This is a genomic window from Streptomyces beijiangensis, from assembly GCF_017315755.1.
In the GTDB taxonomy this organism is placed as follows: domain Bacteria; phylum Actinomycetota; class Actinomycetes; order Streptomycetales; family Streptomycetaceae; genus Streptomyces; species Streptomyces beijiangensis.
In genome coordinates this window covers 1-23,443 of record NZ_JAFLRJ010000462.1, presented here as the reverse complement: position 1 = coordinate 23,443, position 23,443 = coordinate 1, and the positions used below count along the sequence as shown (strand labels likewise).

General features: G+C 71.1%; 18 protein-coding genes and 1 pseudogene. 11 read left to right on the top strand and 8 right to left on the bottom strand.

Going from position 1 to position 23,443, the window contains the following annotated elements; translation table 11 throughout:
• Positions 1 to 386: pseudogene (locus J0695_RS34660) on the top strand (glycoside hydrolase family 2 TIM barrel-domain containing protein); the annotation flags it as partial.
• A 3-nt stretch (positions 387 to 389) separates the two neighbouring features.
• Here J0695_RS34660 and J0695_RS34655 read toward each other — a convergent pair.
• From J0695_RS34655 to J0695_RS34645, 3 genes are all read right to left on the bottom strand, one after another.
• Entirely contained in the window at positions 390 to 1,256 is an 867-nt protein-coding gene (locus J0695_RS34655) for a nuclease (RefSeq protein WP_206968744.1), read from the bottom strand.
• Between the two features lie 96 nt (positions 1,257 to 1,352).
• Positions 1,353 to 2,552, bottom strand: coding sequence for a sensor histidine kinase (locus J0695_RS34650; protein ID WP_206968743.1), 1,200 nt, complete (start codon positions 2,550 to 2,552; stop codon positions 1,353 to 1,355).
• The gene (locus tag J0695_RS34645; protein ID WP_206968742.1) at positions 2,549 to 3,214 is read right to left on the bottom strand and encodes a response regulator transcription factor; all 666 of its coding nucleotides are present in this window, start codon (positions 3,212 to 3,214) and stop codon (positions 2,549 to 2,551) included. The genes J0695_RS34650 and J0695_RS34645 overlap by 4 nt, the downstream gene beginning before the upstream one ends.
• A 128-nt stretch (positions 3,215 to 3,342) precedes the next feature.
• On the opposite strand from J0695_RS34645, the gene J0695_RS34640 reads away from it, so the two are divergent.
• The 5 genes from J0695_RS34640 to J0695_RS34620 all read left to right on the top strand — a co-directional run bounded on the left by J0695_RS34640 (position 3,343) and on the right by J0695_RS34620 (position 7,254).
• Positions 3,343 to 3,849 carry a hypothetical protein gene (locus tag J0695_RS34640; RefSeq protein WP_206968741.1) on the top strand — a complete coding sequence of 169 codons (507 nt, stop codon included), beginning with the start codon at positions 3,343 to 3,345 and terminating at the stop codon, positions 3,847 to 3,849.
• Positions 3,846 to 4,907: an efflux RND transporter periplasmic adaptor subunit gene (locus tag J0695_RS34635; protein WP_206968740.1), complete on the top strand. Its 1,062-nt coding sequence runs from the start codon at positions 3,846 to 3,848 to the stop codon at positions 4,905 to 4,907. Before J0695_RS34640 ends, J0695_RS34635 begins: the two co-directional genes overlap by 4 nt.
• A complete protein-coding gene (locus tag J0695_RS34630; RefSeq protein ID WP_206968739.1) occupies positions 4,904 to 5,587 on the top strand; it encodes an ABC transporter ATP-binding protein in 684 nt (227 codons plus the stop codon). The genes J0695_RS34635 and J0695_RS34630 overlap by 4 nt, the downstream gene beginning before the upstream one ends.
• Positions 5,588 to 5,706: 119 nt before the next feature.
• Complete coding sequence (locus tag J0695_RS34625) at positions 5,707 to 6,822, top strand: ABC transporter permease (RefSeq protein WP_242553574.1); 1,116 nt, start codon at positions 5,707 to 5,709, stop codon at positions 6,820 to 6,822.
• Positions 6,823 to 6,840: 18 nt separating this feature from the next.
• On the top strand, positions 6,841 to 7,254 hold the full coding sequence (locus J0695_RS34620; protein WP_206968738.1) for an STAS domain-containing protein: 414 nt from the start codon (positions 6,841 to 6,843) through the stop codon (positions 7,252 to 7,254).
• A 230-nt stretch (positions 7,255 to 7,484) separates the two neighbouring features.
• Here J0695_RS34620 and J0695_RS34615 read toward each other — a convergent pair whose 3' ends face one another.
• The 3 genes from J0695_RS34615 to J0695_RS34605 form a co-directional block, all read right to left on the bottom strand.
• On the bottom strand, positions 7,485 to 8,465 hold the full coding sequence (locus tag J0695_RS34615; protein ID WP_206968737.1) for a DNA polymerase Y family protein: 981 nt from the start codon (positions 8,463 to 8,465) through the stop codon (positions 7,485 to 7,487).
• A complete protein-coding gene (locus J0695_RS34610) occupies positions 8,462 to 11,938 on the bottom strand; it encodes a DNA polymerase III subunit alpha (RefSeq protein WP_206968736.1) in 3,477 nt (1,158 codons plus the stop codon). The genes J0695_RS34615 and J0695_RS34610 overlap by 4 nt, the downstream gene beginning before the upstream one ends.
• 115 nt (positions 11,939 to 12,053) lie before the next feature.
• Positions 12,054 to 12,647 (bottom strand): TetR/AcrR family transcriptional regulator, encoded by a 594-nt coding sequence (locus J0695_RS34605; protein WP_307798864.1) that lies wholly within the window; start codon positions 12,645 to 12,647, stop codon positions 12,054 to 12,056.
• Between the two features lie 211 nt (positions 12,648 to 12,858).
• Here J0695_RS34605 and J0695_RS34600 point away from each other — a divergent pair, with 211 nt between their 5' ends.
• The 3 genes from J0695_RS34600 to J0695_RS34590 all read left to right on the top strand — a co-directional run bounded on the left by J0695_RS34600 (position 12,859) and on the right by J0695_RS34590 (position 17,188).
• On the top strand, positions 12,859 to 14,307 hold the full coding sequence (locus tag J0695_RS34600; RefSeq protein ID WP_206968734.1) for an MFS transporter: 1,449 nt from the start codon (positions 12,859 to 12,861) through the stop codon (positions 14,305 to 14,307).
• 90 nt (positions 14,308 to 14,397) lie between these two features.
• A complete protein-coding gene (locus tag J0695_RS34595) occupies positions 14,398 to 15,840 on the top strand; it encodes an acyl-CoA synthetase (RefSeq protein WP_206968733.1) in 1,443 nt (480 codons plus the stop codon).
• On the top strand, positions 15,833 to 17,188 hold the full coding sequence (locus J0695_RS34590) for a carboxyl transferase domain-containing protein (protein WP_206968732.1): 1,356 nt from the start codon (positions 15,833 to 15,835) through the stop codon (positions 17,186 to 17,188). Before J0695_RS34595 ends, J0695_RS34590 begins: the two co-directional genes overlap by 8 nt.
• Here J0695_RS34590 and J0695_RS34585 read toward each other — a convergent pair.
• The gene (locus J0695_RS34585) at positions 17,183 to 18,292 is read right to left on the bottom strand and encodes a substrate-binding domain-containing protein (RefSeq protein WP_307798863.1); all 1,110 of its coding nucleotides are present in this window, start codon (positions 18,290 to 18,292) and stop codon (positions 17,183 to 17,185) included. The two genes, J0695_RS34590 and J0695_RS34585, sit on opposite strands and share 6 nt — an antisense overlap.
• Positions 18,293 to 18,468: 176 nt before the next feature.
• Between J0695_RS34585 and J0695_RS34580 the strand changes: the two genes are divergently transcribed.
• Positions 18,469 to 21,612: a chondroitinase family polysaccharide lyase gene (locus tag J0695_RS34580; RefSeq protein ID WP_206968730.1), complete on the top strand. Its 3,144-nt coding sequence runs from the start codon at positions 18,469 to 18,471 to the stop codon at positions 21,610 to 21,612.
• On the top strand, positions 21,612 to 22,448 hold the full coding sequence (locus tag J0695_RS34575; RefSeq protein ID WP_206968729.1) for a glycoside hydrolase family 16 protein: 837 nt from the start codon (positions 21,612 to 21,614) through the stop codon (positions 22,446 to 22,448). Before J0695_RS34580 ends, J0695_RS34575 begins: the two co-directional genes overlap by 1 nt.
• Before the next feature lie 9 nt (positions 22,449 to 22,457).
• On the opposite strand, the gene J0695_RS34570 is transcribed toward J0695_RS34575, so the two are convergent.
• The gene (locus tag J0695_RS34570) at positions 22,458 to 23,270 is read right to left on the bottom strand and encodes a glycoside hydrolase family 76 protein (RefSeq protein WP_242553573.1); all 813 of its coding nucleotides are present in this window, start codon (positions 23,268 to 23,270) and stop codon (positions 22,458 to 22,460) included.
• Between the last annotated feature and the right edge of the window lie 173 nt (positions 23,271 to 23,443).

Sequence of the window (23,443 nt, the reverse complement as noted above, 5' to 3'; positions counted from 1 at the left end):
TCGACGGCGATCCGGCCACCGGCTGGTCCAACGCCTTCCACAAGTCCGCGACCGCTCTGCTGCCCGCTTTCCAGGGGGCCAGAGAGGCCGACTGGGTCTCGGTCACCTGGGCAAGAGCGCGTACGGTCCGCAGCGTCGAGGTCTCCTTCCGTACGGACGCGACGCACTCCCTGCCCCGGACGGTCGCGGTGTCCGCCTGGGACGGCGAGAGGTACGTCCCGGTGCAGGGTGCGGTCGTCACCTGGGCCACCGGTTCCGACCAGCCGACCCTCGTCACCTTCACGCGGGTACGCACCTCACGGCTGCGCCTCGATCTGACGAGCGCCCGCCCGGGGGCAGTGGACGGGGCCCAGCGCATCAGCAGGCTTGAGGCCCCTGCCGGGTAGAGCTCAACGTTCCTCGAAGACCAGGTCCTCCGGCGGGTGGCTGAGCCGTACGGTCTGCTCGGTGACCTCCACCACCGTGGACAGTCCGGTGAACTCGCCCGTCGAGAGGATCAGCACCCGGTCGGCGCGCTGGTCCAGGAAGGCCTTGAACCCGGCGAGCGAGGGGTCCCCCGCGCCCAGCACCAGATAGTCCGCGAGGCGGCGGAACAGCTTGGGGAGCAGCACCACGCTCTCCGTCAGGGACACCAGACCGTCGATCTTCCCGCCGGTGGTCGTGGTGTCGTCCGGCCACAGCCCCTTGGCGGCGATCCGCGCCTCCTGGACCACCGTGGTCAGCGCCGCACGCAGATCGACGTACAGCTTGGTGTAGTACGTCGGGTAGGCGAGGCCGTCGGCCAACTGCTGGTGATTCGCGGTCTGTCGCAGCAGTTCCACATCGACGCGGAGCCACCCTCCGTCCGCCCCCGGGGCCGGTCCCCGGCCGGCCAGAGCGATGCAGCGGCCGTACATGTCCGCGCCCCGGGTCAGGATGAAGCCGGGGCTCTGCGCGGGCTGCGCCGCGGTGATCGTGCCGCGGCCGTCGTGCTCGACGGCGGTGAAGCCGAGCCAGGCCGTCAGGGCGTCCGCCGCTCCCTGCGCGAACGGCGGCGGCTGGTGGAGTTCATGGCCGTGCGCCGGTATGTAGTGCGTCTCCAGCGCGTCGATCGCGTCCAGCCGCAGCTGCGCCCCGCCGGTCCGGTTCCGTTCCACCTTGTGGGGTCCGGGCACCAGGTCCCAGCGGCCGGGATCGGTGGGGTAGAAGCGGACGGAGTCGCCGTCCGGACGGGCACCGATCACCCGGTACGTTCCCTCGATCACGAGCATCGGCATGATGGCCTCCTCAGGGTGCCCCCGGCACTCCCAGCATCCTCGGCCGGGGGCACCGCGAGAACCCGGTGGCTTCTGATCCTTTCCGCTCGTTTCCCCCTATGCGTGGTCCGGCTCCGCCACGGGGCTGAACCGGACCTGGATGGTCAGCCCGCCGCCTGCGTTGGGCCTGCCGGTGACGGTGGCCAGATGGGCCTGGGCGATCGACTCGACGATGGAGAGTCCGAGGCCGGCCCCTTCGCCGGGAGCGTGCCGGCGTTCCTGCGCGCGCTGGAAGGGTTCGAAGAGCCGGTCGACGGATCCGGTGGGGATCAGGGGCCCGGTGTTGGACACCTCTAGGGTCCCGGGGCGGGTGCGGATCCGCACAGTGCCGCCCTGGTGGTTGTAGCGGACGGCGTTGATGAGCAGGTTGCGTACCAGATGTTCGAGAAGGACCGAGTCGCCCTGCACGCTCAGCGGTTCAAGATCGGTGTGCACGGTGATGTCCGCCCGGGCCGCTTCGTCGGCGAGTGCCGCCACGACTGCGGAGACCGTGCTTTCCAGCGCGACCGGCTCGCTGCGCTGCAGGCCCTGGTCGGAGGCGGCAAGGAGGAGGAGTTCTTCGATGAGGTGCTCACTGTTGTCGGCGACCTGGATGAGCTTGGTCCTGATCTCGGCGACTCGCTGAGGGGTGGGATCGTCGGCGAGTCCGATCTCGGCTGCGGCCCGTTGGACAGCCAGCGGGGTGCGCAGCTCGTGTGCCGCGTTGGCGGCGAACCTCTGTTGCGCGGAGACCAGTTGCTCTATGCGGCCGAGCATGGCGTCGAAGGTGTCGGCGAGCTCTTTGAGCTCGCCGGGCGGTGCCTGGAGCGCGATGCGTTCGTGGAGGTTCTCCCCCGACAGGCGGCGGGCGGTCGTCGTGATCACGGCTACGGGGCGCAGCACTCGTCCCGCCATCCACCAGGCCAGGGCGATGGACAGGGCCGCGAAACAGGCCAGCGCGATGCCCGAGACCGTGAGCAGGCGGTGGAGCGTGGCGTTCTCGGCTGCCTCGCTCAGCTGGCGGTTCATGGCGAGCGCGATCGGCGGCTTGCTCGCCGAGACGCCGGGGATCAACTGGGCGGGTGAAGCCGATTGGAGCGGCACCTGCGTGGCCGAGCCACTGGGCATGGCACGGGCCGGAACGGTCGTGATCGCGGTGGAGATGCTTGCCCCGAGCCCACTGCGTACGAGGAAGTACACCAGTGTCGTCAGGATGGCCCCGGCCAGCACGAGCAGGCCGCCGTACAGGGCGGTGAGCCGTACGCGTTCGCTGCTCATGCGGTGCCGCCGATGCGGTAGCCGACGCCCGGTACGGTCTCCACGACCCAGGGCTCGCCGAGTTTGGCCCGCAGTTTGCTCAGGGTGACGCGGACCGCGTTGGTGCGGTAGCCGGTGTCTTCCTCCCAGACCTGCTCGATGAGGTCGTCGCTGCTCACGACCGCCCCGTCGGCCCGCAGCAGTGCCTCAAGGACGGCGAATTCCTTGCGCGAGAGCGACAGATGGCGGCCGTCTCTGCTGGCCTGCCGTCGCGAGGTGTCCAGGACGAGTCCGGCACGCTCGATGACCGGCGGGAGGGCGGGGCGGGCCCGGCGGCCGAGCGCGAGGATCCGGGCGAGGAGTTCGTCGTAGGCGAAGGGTTTGGTCAGGTAGTCGTCGGCGCCGAGGCCGAGGCCCTCGACCCGGTCGCGGAGGGATCCGGAGGCCGTCAGCATCAGGATGCGGGTGAGCAGCCGCTGGGTGACGACACGGCGGCACACCTCGTCCCCGTGGATGTCGGGCAGGTCACGGTCGAGGACCATCACGTCGTACTCGCCGAACTGCAGCTTGCGCAGTGCGGTCAGCCCGTCGGGGGCCACGTCCACGGCGAGGGCATCTCGCCGCAGCCCCTCGGCGATCATTTCCGCCAGGAATGTCTCGTCTTCCACCACCAGCACGCGCATGCGCCTTGTCTACCTCATCTGCACCTTTCGTCTCTGTTAACGACTTCGCTTAGAGAGACGAAACAGCTGCTCTTGGCACGCTGCCGGCGCGGCCGAAATGCGGCCTGCCAGTCGGCAAGGAGAGATCCATGCATGTGCGGACCAGTCCCCGTACGCGTTCAGCTGTTGTCGCCTCGGGATTCGCGGCCCTCGCCCTCTTCGCCGCGGCCTGCTCCGGGAGCGGCTCGGACGATGGCGCCTCGAAGGGGTCGAGCAGCACCGGCAGCGGCGGCAATGCCGACGACGCCGCCGTCAAGCAGCGCAAGTGCCTGCGGGAGCACGGGCTGAAGGTGCCCGAGCCCAAGCCGGGCGAGAAGGGCGTGGGGCTCACCATCGGCGGCGACATGGACAAGGCGCAGCTGGAGAAGGCGCTGAAGGCGTGCGCGGGCAAGGGCGGCCTGGGGACGGGCGGAAAGATCACCCAGGCCGACAAGGACAAGATGCTGAAGTACGCCCAGTGCATGCGCAAGAACGGCTACAACATGCCCGACCCGAAGTTCGACGGGTCGATGATGTCGGCCCAGAAGATGCCGCAGGGCGCGGAGAAGAAGAAGTTCGACAAGGCGTCCAAGATCTGCGAAAGCATCGTCCGATGAAGCGCCGCAAGGTCCTGGTCGCCTCGACCGTGGTCCTCGCCGTGGTCGGCGGCGCGGCGGTCGCGGCGACCACGCTGTCTGCGCCGGACACGGGCCGGGTGAGCAAGGACACCGGCCTGCCCCCGGCCACCGCCGGCGTCGAGCGCGGCGATCTGAGCGACAGCACGCAGGCCGACGGCATCCTCGGGTACGCCAAGGAACGCAAGGTCAACGCGGGTGCCGCGGGGACGCTGACGTGGGCCCCGGGGGCCGGCTCCGCGGTGAAGCGGGACGGGAAGCTGTACGAGATCGACGGGACGCCGGTCCGCCTGATGTACGGCAGCGGCCCGATGTACCGCACCCTCAAGAGCGGGGACAAGGGCCGGGACGTACGGCAGCTGGAGGAGAACCTGGCCGCCCTGGGCTACACCGGGTTCACCGTCGACGACGAGTACAGCGGCCTGACGGCGGACGCCGTCAAACGCTGGCAGAAGGCGCACGACCTGAAGCAGACCGGGCAGTTGGGCCCGCAGGAAATCGCCTTCGCCCCGGGCGCCGTCCGTATCAAGGACACGGACGGGGCGGTCGGCGACCAGGTCGCCCCCGGCCGTCCCGTGCTGTCCACGACCGGCTCCGAACGGGTCGTGACCTTCAGCCTCGCTGTCGTCGAGAGCAAATCCGTCAAGGTGGGCGCCGAGGTGAGCGTCGACCTTCCCGACGGATCCACGGCGAAAGGGAAGATCGCCTCGGTCGGCAGGACCGCCAAGCCGGGGGACGACCCCCAGGACAAAACACCGAAGATAGGCATCACCGTGTCGTTCGACGAGCCGGACAAGGTTGGCGGCATCGACCAGTCGCCGGTCACCGTCAATCTCACCGGCCAGACGCGTACGGGGGTCCTGACCGTCCCGGTCGACGCTCTGCTGGCGCTTTCGAGCGGCGGATTCGGCGTCCAGGTAGTGGAGAACGGCACCGCCCGTGAGGTGAAGGTCGAGCTGGGACTCTTCGGACAGGGGCGCGTGGAGGTGTCGGGCGGCGGCCTGCGCGAGGGCATGAAGGTCGGGGTGCCGAAGATATGAGCACCGTGGTCGCACTCAACGGCGTCACCAAGGAGTACCCCGGCGGGGTGAGAGCACTGGACGGCGTGGACCTGACGGTCGGGCAGGGCGAACTCCTGGCCATCGTCGGCCCTTCCGGCTCCGGCAAATCCACGCTGCTGCACATCGTGGGCACGCTCGACCGGCCCACCACGGGATCCGTCGCCGTCGCCGGTCATGACATCGCCGAGCTCTCCGACCGGAAACTCTCCGCTCTGCGCGCCCAGCACATCGGCTTCGTCTTCCAGGCATTCCACCTGGTCCCCGGTATCAGCGCGCAGGACAACGTGGCCGAAGGACTGCTCTACTCCGGGCTGCCGCGCTCCGAACGCCGCAGGCTCGCCGCCGCGGCCCTGGACCGGGTCGGTCTCGCAGAGCGCACCGGCCACCGACCCCACGAACTGTCGGGGGGTCAGAAACAACGGGTGGCGATCGCGCGCGCCCTCGTAGGCGAACCGGACCTGCTGCTCGCCGACGAACCCACCGGCGCGCTGGACACCGCATCGGGCGAGACCGTGATGAAACTCCTCCACGACCTCCATCAGGACGGCGCCACCATCGCTGTCATCACCCACGACACCGAGATCGCCGAGCGCCTGCCACGACAGGTCCGTATGCGCGACGGACAGATCGTCGCGGACACCGGAAGCGGGGCACTGTGAGCGCCGGCACGCGGGAGCGCCCCGCACACGGACCCGCACACGGACCCGCCCTGCGGGCAGCCCGGTTGAGTCTTCGCGACGTCGCGCACGTCGGCTCCGCCGGGCTCCGCAGCCGGCCCATGCGTGTCGTGCTGTCCGCGCTGGGCATCGCCATCGGGATCGCCACGATGATCGCCGTCGTCGGGATCTCCGCGTCCAGCAAGGCGCAGTTGCTGCGGCAGCTCGACGCGCTGGGCACCAATTTGCTCGTGGCGACCCCCGGCGACTCGATGTTCGCCGGAGAAACGGTCAAGTTGCCCAAGGAAGCCGTCGGCACGGTCGGCCGTATCGACGGGGTGGAGAAGGCCGGCGCGACCGGCGACGTCGACGCCACCGTCCGCCGCAGCGAGAAGATCCCCGCGGACGAGACGGCGGGCATCGCCGTCAAGGCCGCCACGGAGTCGCTCCTGGAGGTCCTGCGCGGCAAGGTCGCCACCGGTACCTGGCTCAACGAGGCCAACGGCCGCTACCCCGCCGTGGTCCTGGGCCATGTCGCCGCGCAACGTCTGGGCGTCACCACGCCCGGGCAGCAAGTCTGGGTCGACAACCGCTACTTCACCGTCGTCGGCATCCTCGACCCGCTGCCGCTCTCCCCCGAGATCGAACGCTCCGCCCTGGTCGGCTGGAGCGCCGCCCAGCAGCTGCTCGGCTACGACGGCCACCCCACCTCCGTGTACGAACGCTCGACGGACGCCACCGTCCACGACGTACGCAAGCGGATGGCCGGCACCATCAACCCCCGGAGTCCGCAGGACGTACTGGTGACCGACCCGTCCTCGGCCCTCCAGGCGAAGGCCGCCACCGAGGGCGCCTTCAGCAGCCTGCTCCTGGGGCTGGGCGGGATCGCCCTGCTCGTCGGCGGGGTCGGCGTGGCCAACACCATGATCATCTCCGTACTGGAGAGACGCTACGAGATCGGGCTGCGCCGCTCACTGGGCGCCACCCGCGGACAGATCCGCATCCAGTTCGTCACCGAGTCGCTCATGCTCTCGGGCCTCGGCGGGCTCGCCGGAGTCCTGCTCGGCGCCGCCGCGACCGGGGTGTACGCCACGAGCGGCGGGCTGCCGTGGGTCGTACCGCTGTGGGCCGTCGCAGGAGGCTTCGTCTCCACGCTGCTCATCGGGACGATCGCGGGTCTCTACCCGGCGGTACGGGCGGCCCGTCTCTCGCCGACACTGGCCCTGCACGCCGCCTGACCCATCTCAGGGACCGACATGGACAACGAAGACTGGCGATCCGCGCCGTGCTCCACCCCCACCGCGCGCACCTACGTTCTGGGCACAGCCACCGTCGTCGAACTCCGCGGCAGCCTCGACCTGGCCACCGCCCCCGGCGTCCGGGCCCACCTCGATGCCGCTGCCGCCCCGCCAGGAGCCCGGGTGATCGTGGATCTACGGCCGGCCGAGTTCTTCGACTGCATCACCCTGGGACTGCTGTGCCGGGCCCGCCGGAGAACCCTGGAGTCCGACGGCCACCTGAACGTGGTCTGCACCCGGCCCTGGCATCTGCGGATCCTCACGGCAGTCGGACTCGATACGGCCCTGCGGCCCGTTGCCACATTGGGGCACGCCCTCGCCCAGGCGGCGCGGCCGCAGGACACGGCGGAGTTTTCCGCCGTCCGCGGCTGACGCCGCGGGCGATCAGCGTCCGTAGCGCCGGCATTTCAGAGCCTTGGCGCCGTCGTCGAGGCAGATCCGCACAACCGCGGCTCCGCCGTGAACGCCCGTGTCCGCGATGAAGCTGCAGTGGTCTGTCGGCAATTCGCCGGGTCGACAGACTTTTGATGGACCGGCTCCCGGCACAGCAGTCATCAGTTGAGGCCGACGCCAGGGTGCTCCCTGGGGTCGAGGCGTCTGAATCATGCGACGTGGGGCATTGCCGCGGCGGGCCGCACTGTTTCGGAGCCGTACAGGTCTCGGGCGCGATCGAGGACGGTTTCGATGCGTCGGGCCTTCTCGTCGTCCGGGTCGAAGAGCATTTGCCGTGAGGTCAGTTCGGCGGCCGTCAGGTCTTCCGCGCGCAGGGTGAGGGTGCGGACTCGGGCACGTTGAAGGGCGAGTCGGCTGTGAAGTTCGTAGGCGAGTGTGGTCAAAGCGCGGGTATGGGCCGTGGCCTCAGGCAGCTTGCGGGTACGGGTCGTCGTCGAGCGGTCGGCGTAGCGGACGGTGAGAGTGAGGGCATGGGCCGCCTGGGCCTCGGTACGCAGCTGCAGGCCGAGGCGGTCGGTGAGCGCGAGCAGGGCGGCGCGCTGCCTGTCCGGGTCCAACTCGTCCCCGTCGAAGCGGTGTTCGGCGCTCATCGAGCGGGGCGGGGCCGCGGGGACCACCGGCGTCGGGTCGAGACCGCGGGCCGCGTCATGGAGGCGGCGGCCCGCGGTGACGCCCAGGATGCGCTGCAGCGTGCCGAGCGGCGCGGCGGCGATCCTGCTGACGCTGTCCAGTCCGTACGAGGAGAGCGTGCGGGAGGTCGCGGGCCCCACGCCGTGCAGAGCGGCCGCGGGCTTCTTCGCGAGGAAGGCCGTGACCGCGTCGAGGTCGTCGGGCAGCACACGCACCGCCGAGAGCGGACCGTCGGCGGCGACCATGCGGGCCAGCAGCGGGTTCGCGGCGACACCGACCGTGGAGTGGAGCCCGTACAGCCCCCCGGTACGCGCCCGGATGCGCTCGGCCAGCGCCGCGGCGTCCGTACCGAAATAGCGCAGGCTGCCGGAGACATCGGCCAGTGCGGCGTCCGGCGGCAGCGCCTGTACCAGAGGGGTGTACTCGGCCAGCAGGGCGAGAAGGTGGCGGTAGAGCCGCTCGTCGAGAAGGCCATGGAAGTGGATATAGAGGATGTTCATCCCGCACTCCCCGGGCTCTGGTGCCACAACTTGCGGCTCTGCTTGACGGATTCGCCGGGCGGCTGCAGATCCGCCCAGGGGTGCAGCGCGTAACCGGTCTCCAGTTGGATGCTGCGGCCGTCCGCTGCCCGCTCCGGCGCCCTGTCCGGCGGCGGTCCGCTCTCGGTGAGCCGTTCCGTCACCGCCGACAGGCCGCCCTCGCGGCGCAGCTCGGCCAGTTCGGTGAGGTCCCAGGCGACGGATCCTGTCACCGACAGAGCCTTGCCACTGCCCTCGCCGCGGAGCTGCACCACTCCGCGTACGAGCAGCAGCCAGGAGTGGAAGACGGTGTGCGCGCTGGCGTCGTGGCTGTCCTCGAAGAACGCGCAGTCCACCAGGCCCGTCGTGTCGTCGAGCGTCGTGAAGATGACGCGTTTGCCGGAACGGACCGGCGGGGTCTGGACGGCGCCCTTCGCACCGGCGACGAGCACCACTTGTCCGTGCCGCAGGTCCTTCAGCCGCTTCGCGGTGACCACACCGAGCTCGTCCAGCAGCTCCCGGTGGTCGCCCATGAGGTGGCGGGAGGTGTCCATGCCGAGCACTCCGAGCTCGGCGCCGAGCCGCTCGGCGTCGTCCAGGTCCGGCAGATGGGCGGGGGCCACCTCGTTCCGGTTCCCTTCGCTCTCGCCGAGGGTCAACTGACCGTTCGGGGAGTGGCGTTGGCCACGGTGCAGCTCGGCGAGGTGCAGCAGCAGGTCACGGCGGTTGCGGCCGAAGGTGTCCAGCGCACCGACCTGGGCGAGGCGTTCGGCGACCGGCCTGGACGGCCGGGCCCTGGAGACGAAGTCCTGGAGCGTGGCATACGGCTGCCCGGCGACGATCCGCTCCGCCTCGCCCCCGCTCATCCCGCGCACATCGCACAGGGCGAGCCGGACCCCGTGGAGGGGGCGATCACCCTCCACATCAGACACCAGTTCGATTCTATAAGCGGAGTCCGACACATTCACATCCAGCGGCAGGATCGGCACCCCCCACCGCCGCGCATCCGCGAGCAGCAGTCGCTTCGGGTACATCCCCGGGTCGTGGGTGAGCAGCCCGGCGTAGAAGGCGGCCGGGTGATGCGCCTTCAGCCATGCCGACTGGTACGAGGGCACGGCGAAGGCGACGGCGTGCGCCTTGCAGAAGCCGTATGCCCCGAATGCCTCGACGATCTCCCAGGTCCGCTCGACGACTTCCTGCTCGTACCCCCGCTTGTGCGCCTCCTGCGCGAACCACGCCCGCACCCGGCCGATCTGGTCGCCGCGCGACAGCGCGCGGCGCGTGTAGTCGCCGAAGGCGAGGCTGCAGCCGGTCATCACGTGCAGGATCTGGATGATCTGCTCGTGGAAGACCACCACACCGTTCGTCTCCCGCAGTGCGGGTTCCAGGTCCCGGTGCGGATAGCGGGGCGCCTGCCGGCCGTGCCTGGCCTTGATGAACGGTTCGACCATGTTGGCCGCGACCGGTCCCGGCCGGAACAGCGAGATGTCGACGACGAGATCGTGGAAGGTCTCGGGCTGCAGCCGGGCAATGAGGTCGCGCTGACCGGGCGACTCGGTCTGGAAACAACCCAGGGTCCGGGAGGACTTGATCAGCCGGTACGTCTTCGGGTCGTCGGGCGGCACCTGCGCGGCATCGTCCAGTTCGATGTGGCGCCCGGTGGCCCGTTCGACCTCGGCGACGGCGTGCGCCATCGCGGACTGCATCCGCACCCCGAGCACATCGAGTTTGAGCAGCCCGAGATCCTCCACGTCCTCCTTGTCGAACTGGGACATGGGGAAGCCCTCGCCGCTGGTCGGCACGACGGGGGTGCGGCGCAGCAGCGTCGCATCGGAGAGCAGCACACCGCACGGGTGCATGGCGATGCCGCGCGGGAGGGCGTCCAGTGCCTCGACCAGGTCCCACAGTTGCGGGTCGTACGCCTCCGGGTCGATGGAGCGCAGTTCGGGCAGCTCCCGCAGGGCGGCGCGGGCGTCGCGGGCCCTGATGTGCGGGAACGACTTCGCGAGCCGGTCGACCTCGGCCGGATCGAGGCCGAGCGCGAGACCGACGTCGCGTACGGCATGCCGTACGCGATAGGTCTCCGGCATGGACAGGGTGGCCACCCGCTCCGGACCGAAGCGGTCGAAGATCGACCGGTAGACCTCGAGACGGCGTGCGGACTCCACGTCGATGTCGATGTCGGGCAGCTCCGCGCGCTGACCGGACAGGAAGCGCTCCATGAGCAGGCCGTGCTCGACCGGGTCGGCGGTGGCGATGCCGAGGAGGTGGTTGACCAGGGAACCGGCGCCGGAGCCGCGGGCGGCGACCCTGATGCCGAGCTCCCTGGTGTCGGCGACGACCTGGGCGATGGTGAGGAAGTACGAGGCGTAGCCCTGGCGTTCGATCAGGCGCAGCTCGTCGTCGAGGCGCTCCCAGTGGCGGCGGCTCCGGTCGTAGCGGCGCAGCAGCATGGCGGCGGTGGTCTTCGAACGCAGCACGCGCTCGGGGGTGCGCCGGTGGGCGCCGACGAGCTCCGGCTCGGGGAAGTGCACGCGGCCCAGCCCCATGTCGTCCTCGGGGTCGACCCGGCAGGCGGCTGCGGTCTCCTCGGTGACATCGAGCAGCCGGCGGGCGGTGTTCGCGCGATAGCCGGCGGCCTCGGCCACCTGCTCGGCGATGCGCGCCATGTCCGTGGCGGGCTTGAGCCACCGCTCTCCGCTGTCACGTACGCCGCGCGGGTCGATCGGCACCAGGCGGCGTGCGGAGTCCAGGACGTCGGCGACCGGCCCCTGGCCGAGGTCGGCGTAGCGCACGGCATTGCTCAGTACGGGGGCGATCCGCTGGTCGGCGGCGAAGCCGAGGGCGCGGGCCGCGAGGCGCAGCGAGCCGAAGCCGGTGCCGTCGCGGCCGTGGCAGACGACCTCGATGCGCAGCGCCGCGTCCCCGTACCGCTCCCGCCAGGGTGCGAGCAGCCGGGCGGCACGGTCGGGACGCCCGGCCGCCAGAGCGCGGCCGACGTCCGAAGCGGGGCCGAGCAGCACGGTGAGGTGTTCGCCGCCGAGGGCGTCCCATGGCAGCAGGGGGCGACGGTCTCCCGCCGTGTCCAGGTGTGCGGCACTCACGAGCCGGCACAGTTCGGCCCAGCCCCTGGCCCCGTCCCTGGCGAGGAAGACCACGCGCTGCGCCGACTCGTCGACGAAGGCTCCGCCGCGGGCCGGGGTGCGCCGCCGCTCCGTGCGTCCGGCCGCTTCGGGGGGTGCGTCCAGAGCGAGGTCCACTCCGAACAGGGGCCGGATGCCGACGCGGCTCGCGGCCTTGGCGAAGCGGACGGCGCCGCCGAGGGTGTCCCTGTCGGTCAGGGCGAGCGCGTCCATCCCCCGCTCGACCGCCCGCTCCGCGAGCTGCCCGGGGTGCGAGGCGCCGTATCGCAGGGAGAACCCTGAGACGGCATGCAGATGCGTAAATCCGCGCACCTGTACCACCTCGCCACTGACGGCCCCCTACCTCCGTTGTGCCACACCGGATCCTTCCGGGTGGTCACACCACAATAGACCAGGGTCGAACATATATGCGATTCGTCGTTCGAGGTCAGCCGCGTGCCGCCCGTACGCCGTCCAGTGCGATACCCACGACGCGGTCGCGCTGCTCCGCGGTGGGGAACGTGGTGGCGGCGATGCCGGCGATCATCCGCAGGAGGTCGTCGAAGTCCACATCCGTCCGGGCCTCGCCGGAGTCCTGGGCGCGCCGGAGCAGTGGCTCCCCGGCGCCCATCATGGAGACGCGGCAGGAGACGAAGATGCCGGATTCGCCGTTCAGGCCCTCCCGGACGGCCCGCTTGGTGACGGTGTACTCGACGAAGCGGTCGATCCAGGTGGTGAGTGCCTCCCAGGCGGGCCGGCCGCCGAGTTCGTCGGCGAGGACGCAGAGGGCGTCGACCTCTTCGGCGTAGACCGTCTCGAAGAGGTGTCGACGGGTGGGGAAGTTCCGGTAGAGGGTGCCGATCCCCACTCCGGCGCGGCGGGCGATGTCCTCCAGGGACGCATCGGCCCCCTGCTCGGCGAACGCCTCGCGCGCGGCCGCCAGGAGCGCGTCGAAGTTGCGCCGGGCGTCGGCGCGGCGCGGGCGCTGGGCCGCCACGAATTCCTGGACGGAAGCCCGGTCCGCCACTGCTTCTTCGCGCACTGATTCCTCCTCGGGGCTCCGGGGTTGAACCGGAGGCATGCCTCCGCTAAGGTGGAGGTACGCCTCCACTTTAACAGTCGAGTCGTCTCCGCGTACCGGTCGGCCGCCTGGCCGACCCCCTCGACTTCGCCGCCGACGGCACCGCCCGTGGCACCCCCGCACACCCCGGCACAACTCCGTGCTGCCATCACGCACTTACAGAGAGTCCTCAATGAACCGGAACTCCAACCGCCTCACCTTCGCGGTCCTCGCGACCGGTGCGGGCGTGTTCTCGATGATGCAGTCGCTGATAGCGCCGGCGCTGCCCACCGTCCAGCAGGCGCTTGGCACGTCCCAGGCCACCGTCACCTGGGTGATGACCGCCTATCTGCTCTCCGCTTCGATCTTCACCCCGATCCTCGGCAGGGTCGGCGACCTCATCGGCAAGAAGCGCACTCTCGTCGGCGCACTGCTCGCGCTGATCGTGGGATGCGTGCTGGCCGCCCTGGCCCCGAACATCGCCACACTGATCGTCGCCCGTGCGATCCAGGGCATCGGCGGGGCCCTGTTCCCGCTCTCGTTCGGGATCATCCGCGACGAGTTCCCGGCCTCCCGGGTCAGCCCCAGCATCAGCAATCTCTCGGCCGTCATCGCGGCGGGCGGCGGCTTCGGCATGGTTCTCGCCGGGCCGGTCGTCGGAGCGCTCGACTACCGGTGGCTCTTCTGGCTGCCGACCGGCGTCGTCGCGCTGACCGCGCTGTTCGCACTGCGCTGCATCCCCGAGTCCCCGATCCGTGGCACCGGAAAGGTCAACTGGCTCGCCTCCGTGCTGCTCTCGGGCTGGCTGGTCGCCCTGCTCCTGCCCATCAGCCAGGCCACCACCTGGGGTTGGGGCTCCACCAAGGTGATCGGGCTGCTGCTCACGGCCGTCGTACTGTTCGCCCTCTGGGCGCTGACCGAGGCCCGGTCCGCCAGTCCGCTCATCGACCTGCGGATCATGCGGCTGCCCGCCGTCTGGACGACCAACACGGCGGCGCTGCTCTTCGGCGCCGGCATGTACGCGGTCTGGTCCTTCCTCCCCGCCTTCGCCCAGACACCGAAGGCCGCGGGCTACGGCTTCGGCGCGACCGTGACCGGCGCCGGGCTTCTGATGCTGCCCATGCTGGTGGCCATGTTCTGCTCGGGCATCGTCAGCGGACGCCTGGAGCCGGTCTTCGGCGCCAAGCCCCTGCTGGCCATCGGGGCCGCGCTGGGCGCCGTGTCCTGCACAATGCTCGCCTTCTGGCACGGACAGCAGTGGCAAGTGGCCTTCGCCGCAGCCGTGTTCGGCCTGGGCATCGGACTGGCCTTCGCCTCCATGGCCAACCTCATCGTGCAGAGCGTCCCTGCGGCCCAGACCGGCGCAGCCACCGGCATGAACGCCAACATCCGTACCATCGGCGGCTCGCTCGGCGCGGCCGTGATGAGCGGCATGGTCACCGGCCATGTCCAGTCCTCGGGGCTGCCGTACGCCTCCGGCTACACCCACGGCTTCATGCTGCTGGCCCTGTTGTGCCTGGCCGCCACCGGGGCCGCTCTGCTCGTCCCCGCCGTCAGGCGCGGACAGCGCGCTCAGGGGACTGTCGTGACGGGTCAGCCCGCACCGGCCGACGACAAGCACCTGGAGACGACCCGCGGCTGACATCTCTCTCGTGGCCGTATCCGTCATCCTGCTACGGCATGGTGAAGGAGCGGTCACCCGAGGCCGCCTGTCCCTCAAGGAGTACGACGCATGCCCCCACTCTTCCCGGCCCTCACCGCGGGCTCGGCCCGTCAGGCGCTGCACTTCGGCGACCGGTCGCTCAGCCACGCCGAACTGGCTTCGGCGGCAGGGACGTTGGCCGCCGAACTGCATGGGGCCGGGAGGGTGGCCGTCTGGGCCACGCCCACCCTGGAGACGTCCGTGGGCGTGGTCGCGGCCCTGCTGGCCGGAGTGCCCGCCGTACCGCTCAACCCGAGGATCGGCGGACGCGAGCTGGAGCACATTCTCTCCGACAGCGTGCCGTCGCTGGTCCTCGCCGCGCCAGGTGACGAACTGCCGCCCGCACTCGGTGCGTTGAACCGCCTGGACATCGACGTACGGGCGCCGGGCAAGCCCCTCCCGCTCCCCGACGAGCCGCCGGCCGAGGCCCCGGCCCTGGTCGTCTACACCTCAGGGACCACAGGCCCGCCCAAGGGCGCCGTCCTGCCGCGCCGGGCGATCACCTCGACCCTGGACGCGCTGGCCGAGGCCTGGCAGTGGACCGGCGACGACGTACTCGTCCACGCCCTCCCCCTCTTCCATGTGCACGGGCTGATCCTGGGCATCCTGGGCCCGCTGCGGCGGGGCGGCACCGTGCACCACCTCGGCCGCTTCGACACGGACGCGGTCGCCCGCGAACTGGCGGCCCACGGCACGATGTTCTTCGGCGTGCCGACCATGTACCACCGCATCGCCGAGGCGCTCCCCGGCGACCCGGCACTCGCCAAGGCCCTGTCCGGCGCACGCCTGCTGGTCTCCGGTTCGGCCGCGCTGCCGGTGCACGACCATGAGCGCATCGCCGCCGCGACGGGACGGCGGGTCGTCGAGCGGTACGGCATGACCGAGACCCTGATGAACACGAGCGTCCGCGCCGACGGCGAGCCACGGCCCGGCACGGTCGGCGTACCGCTGGACGGGGTCGAGCTGCGGCTGGTCGAGGAGTCGGGCGAGGAGATCACGGCGTACGACGGCGAGAGCGTCGGCGAGATCCAGGTGCGCGGCCCGAACCTCTTCACCGCGTACCTGAACCGTCCTGACGCCACCGCCGCGGCCTTCGACGGCACCTGGTTCCGTACGGGCGACATGGCGACCCGGGATCCGGACGGCTATGTCCGTATCGTCGGCCGCAAGGCCACCGACCTCATCAAGAGCGGCGGCTACAAGATCGGTGCGGGCGAGATCGAGAACGCCCTCCTGGACCATCCCGCGGTGCGCGAGGCAGCCGTCACAGGAGAGCCCGACGCCGACCTGGGCGAGCGGATCATCGCCTGGATCGTCCCGGCGGACCCGCACCGGCCGCCCACGGTCGAGGAGTTGGCAGCGCATGTGGCGCAGCAGCTGGCACCGCACAAGCGACCCCGCGAGGTCCGGCTGCTCGACGCGCTGCCCCGCAACGACATGGGCAAGATCATGAAGCGTGCGCTGCATGGCTGACGCATGGACGGCCCGCGAGGCGATCACCGCGGCGGTGGATCCGGGTTCCTTCGCCGAATTCGTCCGTACGCCGCACCTCAGAGGCTCCGACGGCCCGCTCGGCTGGCCCGGCTACGACGCGTCGGCGGCCAGGGCCGCCGCGGGCACCGGCGAGAGCGAGTCCGTCGTCTGCGGGACCGCTTCGGTCGGCGGCAGGCAATCCGTCCTCGTCTCCTTCGAGTTCGGGTTCCTCGGCGGCTCGCTCGGGGAGCACACGGGCGACCTCCTGGAGGCCGCCTTCACCACGGCCCGGGAACGGCGCGTCCCGCTGGTGTCGCTGGTCGCCACCGGCGGCAGCCGGATGCAGGAGGGGATGCGCGCGCTGACCCAACTCCAGCGCGTGGCACGGCAGTCCGCGCTTCTGCGCGCCGCCGGGATTCCGCAGATCGCCGTCCTGCGCGACCCCACGACGGGCGGCGGCTGGGCCACTCTCGGCGCGGGCGCCGACATCGTGCTCGCCCTGCCCGGCGCGCAGGTCGGTTTCGCCGGCTCGCGGGTACGTCCGCCGGGGGCCGACCCTGCCGCGTACACCGCCGAGGGGCAGTTGGCCGCCGGTCAGATCGACGCGCTGGTACGCCCCGATGAGCTGCACAGCACCCTGGCCGACTGGCTGATGCTCCTGTCGGGACCACATGCCGGCGGGCCGGCCGCGCCTCCGGGCGCACCCGCCGGGGAATCCGGCCCTGCCCTCTCCGGCTGGGACGCGGTGACCCTGACGCGCTCCGCCGGGCGCCCGCGCGCCGACGCCTATCTCGCCGCGTACTTCGACGGCGGCGTCCGGGAGATCGGCGGCGACCGCTGCGGTGGCACCGACCCGGGCATGCGCTGCGGCTTCGGACTGCGTCAGGGCCGTACCGTCGCCTATGCCGCCCAGTGCGGCACGGCCACGCGCCCGGCCGGATACCGCACAGCGACCCGCCTGGTCCGGCTCGCCGAATCCCTCGGGATCGCGGTGCTCACCCTGATCGACACGCCCGGCGCCGCCAATGACGCCGAGGCGGAGCGTGAGGGGGCGGGCGCCGCCATCGCGGGCCTGTTCGCGGCCATGGCGACCGCGCGCGTACCGCTCACCACCCTCCTCGTCGGCGAGGGCGGATCGGGCGGTGCACTCGCGCTGGCCGCACCAGGCAACCTCTGGGCCACCCCCGACAGTTACTTCTCGGTGATCGCCCCGGAGGCCGCCGCAGCCATCCTCAAGCGCTCCCCCGACCGCGTCCCGGAGACCGCGGACCAACTGCGGCTGCGCCCCCGGGACTTGGTGGATCTTGGCATCGCCCGTGGGGTGGTGAGCCTCTTCCCCGCGTCATAGGGCCGTCCGGGTGCGGCGGTGACCGGGCCGGCCGCCGCACGAGGCGCGTACGACCAGCTTCGGCCGCAACTGCACCTGGTGCACCGGCGATGCGTCGCCGTCCGAGAGGCGGCTCAGCAGGATCTGTGCGGCGAGTCTGCCCATCTGGAACTTCGGGGGCGCCACCGCGGTGAGCGGGATCTCCGCCACGTCCGCGAACTCGTTGTCGTAGCTGACGAGCGCCAGGTCCTGCGGTACGCGAAGGCCGGCCCGGCGCGCGGCGGACTGCAGCAGCGTCGCCTCGCGGTCGCCGAAGCAGAGCGCGCCGGTGACGGCGCCGTCCAGCAGGGTACGGACGGCGTCGTCCGCCCGCGCCGCGTCCCAGCCCTCCATCGGTTCCCGTACGTACACGGGCCGAGGCAGGCCCAACTCGGCGGCCGCGCAGGCGAATCCGTCCGTGATGAGCGCGGCGGGCGGACCGTCCGAGCGCAGGACGAGCGCCTGCCGCTCGTGGCCCAGGGCGTACAGATGGCGTACGGCCTCGTAGGCGCCGCCCGCGTGATCCGTGCAGACGTGCTCGGTGGGATCGCCAGGACCCGCCGCCGTCAGCCGCCGCTCCACCAGGACGACCGGTACCGGCAGCTCCATCAGCTGCCGGGCGCGCAGCGCCGGATCGTCCGCGGTGTGCAGCCCGGGCACAAGGAGCAGTCCGTCGGCGCCCGCCGAGAGGAGCTCGGCGATGGCGGTCTCCTCCACGCTGCGGTCGTAGTACGAACAGGCCAGCACCAGCCGCGCGCCCGCCCCCGCGAGCTCTTTCTCGATGCCCTGCAGAACGCGCGGGTAGTACAGCGCGGTGTCCGGTACGAGGACGCCCACGACCCGGCGCCCGGCCGGTTCCGGAGGACCGCTCCTGGCGGCGAAGGTGCCCGCGCCCTGGCGCCTCTCCACCAGCCGCTCGGCCACGAGTTCCTCGTACGCCCGGCGGACCGTGGTCAAGGAGAGACCCGTCTCGGCGGCGAGCGCGCGCTCGGTGGGCAGTTTGCTTCCGGGCGGCCAGGTGCCGTCGTGGATGCCTCGCCGCAGGTCTGCGGTGAGTCTGCGGAACTTCAGCTCCGGTGCGGTCACGGTCCCCCCAGGTGATCCGGCTGTGACCGCATCATGCCGGACCGGCGGGTGCGCTTTGAAGGAGCAATCCGCAATCAGGCGGTGATTGCTCATTGAATGCTCCGCTTCCACTTCCCTAACGTCCGTGCGCAATCACGTACCGCCTGGTACCGGCCCTCCACGCCCCGAGGTTCCCCATGGACGCGCGCCCTTCCACTCCCCCGCTGAACCGCCGCAGACTCCTCGCGTACGGAGCGGCCGCCACCGGCGCCGTGACCCTGCCCTTCCTGCCCGCCGCCACGGGTCAGCAGCGTGCCACCGCGGCCGAAACGGACGGCCCTGCCGTGGCGTACACGGAGCTGGAGGCGCGTGCGCTGGCACTCACCCCGCCCGCGTTCCTGCTCGAGTCCGCTGTGCCGCCGCAGTTCAGCACGGGGAACGGTGCCGCTCTCGCCCTCAGCGACGCCCGTTCCGTGTGCGGCAGGCACTCGCTGCGCTGGGACCACGGTCCGCGTTCGGCCCTGAGCGTCCAGGCCTCTCTCGCCTGGGCGGCCGACCCGTACCGCACCAGGCCGCTCGCCGACCAGGCCTGGCAGGGCACGGTCGACACCTTCTCGGTGTGGATCTACAACGAGAAGCCCACCGACGACGTGGTCCGCTTCGAGTTCGGCCGCGGGGAGCGCACCGACTGCTGGTTCGAGTTCCGGCTCGACTTCACCGGCTGGCGCACCACATGGGTCCGGTACGACTACGACATGCACGGCCGCCCGCGCCCCGGCATGGACACCCTGCGCATCATCGCGCCGCGCCGCCCCGGCACCCTGTGGATCGACCAGCTGCTGCTCAATGTCGCCCTGCGTCCCGACGCGCCCACCCGCGACGCCCAGGTCCCGGAGATCGGCATCGAGGGCGACGACTGGGACCAGCAGCACTGGCAGGCGCTCTACCTCCACGACCGTCTCCACACCCGCGCGAAGATCGCCACCCCGGCCCCGTCGTCGGCCGAACTCACCGACCTGAACACCCTGTTGGCCCGATATCACGACGACTACCTGGCCGCATCGCCCACCGTGAACGACGCCTACGTCGCCTCGCTCACGGCGACCGCCGCACCGATGCTCGACGGGCGCCCCGTCTTCTCGTACCAGTCGCAGATCTATCCGCCCGCGATCAGCACGGACCTCAAGGCCTTCGTCGGCGCGAGCACCCTGCGCGCGGTCACCGACCATCTGCAGAAGATCGCGCAGGCCTACGACCGGGCGACCGCCGCCACCCACCGCTCGGCGCTGGCCGCCCTGTATGTGCGTCTCGTGGAGCTGCTGCGCGAGCAGGGCTGGACGTACGGCAGCAGCCAGGGCACCATCCACCACCTCGGCTACGACATCCGCGGCTACTACGACTCCGTGCACCTCATGCGGGACGTGCTCAAGGACGCCGGGCTCCTGGATGCCGTACGCACCGATCTCGGCTGGCTCACCGGCTTCGGCCGGATCTTCCGCGGCTTCGACTACCGCAACGCCCACGGCTCCACCGCCGACATCCTCAACACCACGGTGCGCGGCATGCTCGCGGTCGCGCTCCTGCAGGACGGCGACGCCCGCCGGGTCGCGTACCTGAAGGTGCTGCGCGACTGGCTCAGCCGCTATCTGCTGCCCACGCCGGGCATCCAGGACGGCCTCAAGCCCGACGGCCTGACCTTCCACCACGTCGGCTGCTACCCCGACTACGCGCGTGACGGCTTCATCGGACTCACCCCTGTCGTGTACGTGATGAGCGGCGGCCTCTTCCGCATCGACGAGCGGGCCCACACGGCGCTCAAGCGCGCGGTCCTGACGATGCGGGTGATCACGGGCGGCCTCCAGTGGCCGGTCTCCCTGAGCGGCCGCAACCCGGCGGGCACCTCCGCGATGACCGTCGCCCCCTTCCAGTGGCTGACGATCGCCGGGACGCCCGACGGCGGCAGCGCGCTCGACCCGGAGCTGGGCGCCGCGTTCCTGCGGCTGCTGCCCACCGCGCCGACGACCGCGCAGAAGGCGATCGTCGCCCGGCTGGCGGCCGCGGGTGTCACCGCCGAGGCGGCCCCGGCCGGGGCGTGGGCGTACAACTACGCGGCGCTCGCCGTGCAGCGCAGGGACAACTGGCAGATCACGGTACGCGGCCACAACCGCCACCTCTGGTCCACCGAGGTCTACGACGGTTCCAACTGGTACGGCCGCTACAACACCTACGGCCAGATCCAGGTCCAGCACCGCGGCACACCGGTGACCAACCTCGACAGCGGCTACAGCGCCGACGGGTACGACTGGAACCGCCGCCCCGGGACCACCACGATCCACAAGCCGTGGGAGCTGCTCAAGGCGGATCTGACGGGGACCATCGAGGAGATGCTGCTCACCGAGGAACGCTTCGGCGGCGGGCACACCCTGGACGGGCGCAACGGCATGTTCGCCATGCGGCTGCACGAGCACCCGAAGTACGACGGCACGCACCGGGCCCGCAAGTCGGTGTTCCTCTTCGACAACCGGGTGGTCGCACTCGGCACGGGCATCGGGAACCGCGACCGGGACCACGAGACGGAGACCACGCTCTTCCAGACGCGGCTGGCCGCCCCGTCCGCACCGACGTGGCTCGGCGACGCGGCGGCGTTGACGGCCTTCCCGTACGAGAGCGGCAGTGCGGGCCGGCTCGCCGACGCCACCTGGCTGGTGGACGNNACCTCCCGCAGCCACGCCACCGACGCGGAGACCAGCGGCGCGTTCGCCACCGCCTGGCTGCGCCACGGCAGCGCACCGGCGGGCGGTTCGTACGAGTACGCCTTGGTGGTCGGGGCCGACGCGGCCTCGATGGCGGAGTTCACCGGGGCGATGCGGGAGAGGGACCGGGCCCCGTACACCGTGCTCCGCGCCGACGACACCGCGCACATCGTCAGGGACCGGGCGACGGGGATCACCGGCTACGCGGTCTTCGAGGAGACCGGCGCGCTCGCCTCGGGTCCGGTACGCGGTGCCGACACCCCCGTGCTCCTGCTGACCCGCGACGAGGGGGAGGACGGTTTGGTGCTGTCGGTCTGCGACCCGGACCTCCGGTTCCACGAGGGTCCGGACCGGGACCAGTACGAGAAGGGTGAGTACACCGGCCACTGGAGCCCCTTCTCCCGCCCCTGGCTCACCACCCCCAGCGCCGCGCACACCGTGCGGGTGACGCTGGCCGGCCGCTGGAGGGCGGAGCAGGACGGCGCCTGCACGGCCCGGATCCGGTGCGGCAACACGGTCGTCGCCTTCACGACGGCGGACGGCAGGCCCGTACAGGCACAACTCACCCGAATCACCGAGGAGTTCTGATGCGACGACGCACCTTCACCACCGCCCTGCTGTCGACGGCCCTGGTCGGCACGGCCGGCACGGCCACCGCGCAGGCCGCGTCCCTGGTCGACCCGGCCACCCCCGCAGACGCGCAGCCCACGGCGGGACCGGCCGGAACCCTGGTGTTCAGCGACGAGTTCACCGGCTCGGCGCTGGACACCGCCAAGTGGAACGTACGCGATCAGGAGCGCACCGAGTCCGACCGCAGCGACGGGATCCGCTGGTGGTACAAGCCCGCCAACGTCCGTGTGCTCCCCACCAACGGCGGCAATCTCGCCATCGACCTCACCAAACTGGCCGACGGCCAGTACGCGGGCGGCCGCGTCGACACGGACCAGATCTTCGACTACACGCACGGAACGATCGAGGTGAACGTCCATGTCCCGCCCACCCAGGGCCACTTGGGCGCCGTCTGGCTCCAGACGCACTCCTTCGGCTCCACCCTCGGCACGGCGGCCGACGGCGCGGAGATCGATCTGCTGGAGAGCGCGTACACCGACGACAAGTACGCGATCACCATCCACTACGACGGCTACGGCACCGACCACAAACAGTCGGCGCTGGTCGTCGCGGCGTCCGGTCTCCACTCCACGTACCGCCACACCATCGGGCTCAACTGGACTGCGACGAAGATGGAGTTCACGTATGACGGCACTGTCGTCCGCACCGTCACCGACCCCACCCTGATCAGCCAGGTCGCGGAGTACCCGCTCCTTTCGCACGAGGTGCTGCAGTGGGCCCAGGGGGACGTGACCCTTGCGCCGCTCGACTACAACTCGACGATGTACGTCGACTACATCCGCGTCTGGCAGTAAGGCTCAGGCTCAGTAGAGCGTCGGCCAGTTACTGCGCGGCCAGGCCAGCACTGCGAAGACCTGCGCGGCGGCGGCCTGTTCGATGGCCTGGGTGGTGCCCTGGTCGTTGAAGCGCATCAGTCCGGTGGCGCTGTCGCGCTGCTGCGACCAGATGTGGTCCGCGTAGTCGGCCATCGCCCGGTGGTAGGCCTGCCCGCCGGTCACCGATTCGAGGAGCAGGAGGTTCTTGAAGAAGATGGAGTTGAAGAAGACGGGCTGGGACAGCAGCCTGCCTTCGGTGACGTAGTAGGTGTACGCGGCCTCCGCCGTGCGCCGTGCGCTGTCGAGGTGGCCGCGGTCGCGGGTCGCCTCGTACAGGAGGACGCCCACGCCGACCGGGACGCCTTGGTTGTAGGACCAGACCGTCCTGTCGACCGTGCCGGTCAGGTCGAGGTGGTCCCAGTAGAGGCCCTCGGGGGTCATCAGGTGGCGGTTCGTCCAGTCGTAGAACCGTCTGGCCGACCGCAGATAGCGGGCCCGTCCGGTGATCCGGTGCAGGCGCAGGCCGAGTTGGGCCCCCGGCATGTTGGAGACGGTGTTGCGGTCGCGGCTCCAGGCCGCCTGGGTCCAGAACACACCGCCCGCGGCGGCATGGCCCGGGTCGGTGTCCCAGCCGGGGTCGACCAGCGCGAAGATCTCCTCGGCGCGTGCGAGGGCGGCCCGGTCGCCGGTCTGGAGGTNNGCCGCCCGCTCCGTTCCAGAAGTGCTCCTGCGCCCTCGCCCGCCGGGCCAGCTCCGGCTCGTAGCGCGGGTCCACGAGCGCCAAGTCGAGGGCGGCGACATGGACTTGGGAGTGCGGCCACTCGTAGGAGTAGGGGTGGTCGTCGGCAGCCGCCGGGTACTGCTCGCGGACGAGTCCGCTGCCGTCGGCCGCGTCGAAGTACGTCTTGAGCGCGTCGTACGTGGCTCTCGCCCTGGCCGGCGAGCGGGCGTGGTGCGGAGCCGGTGCGGCGGCC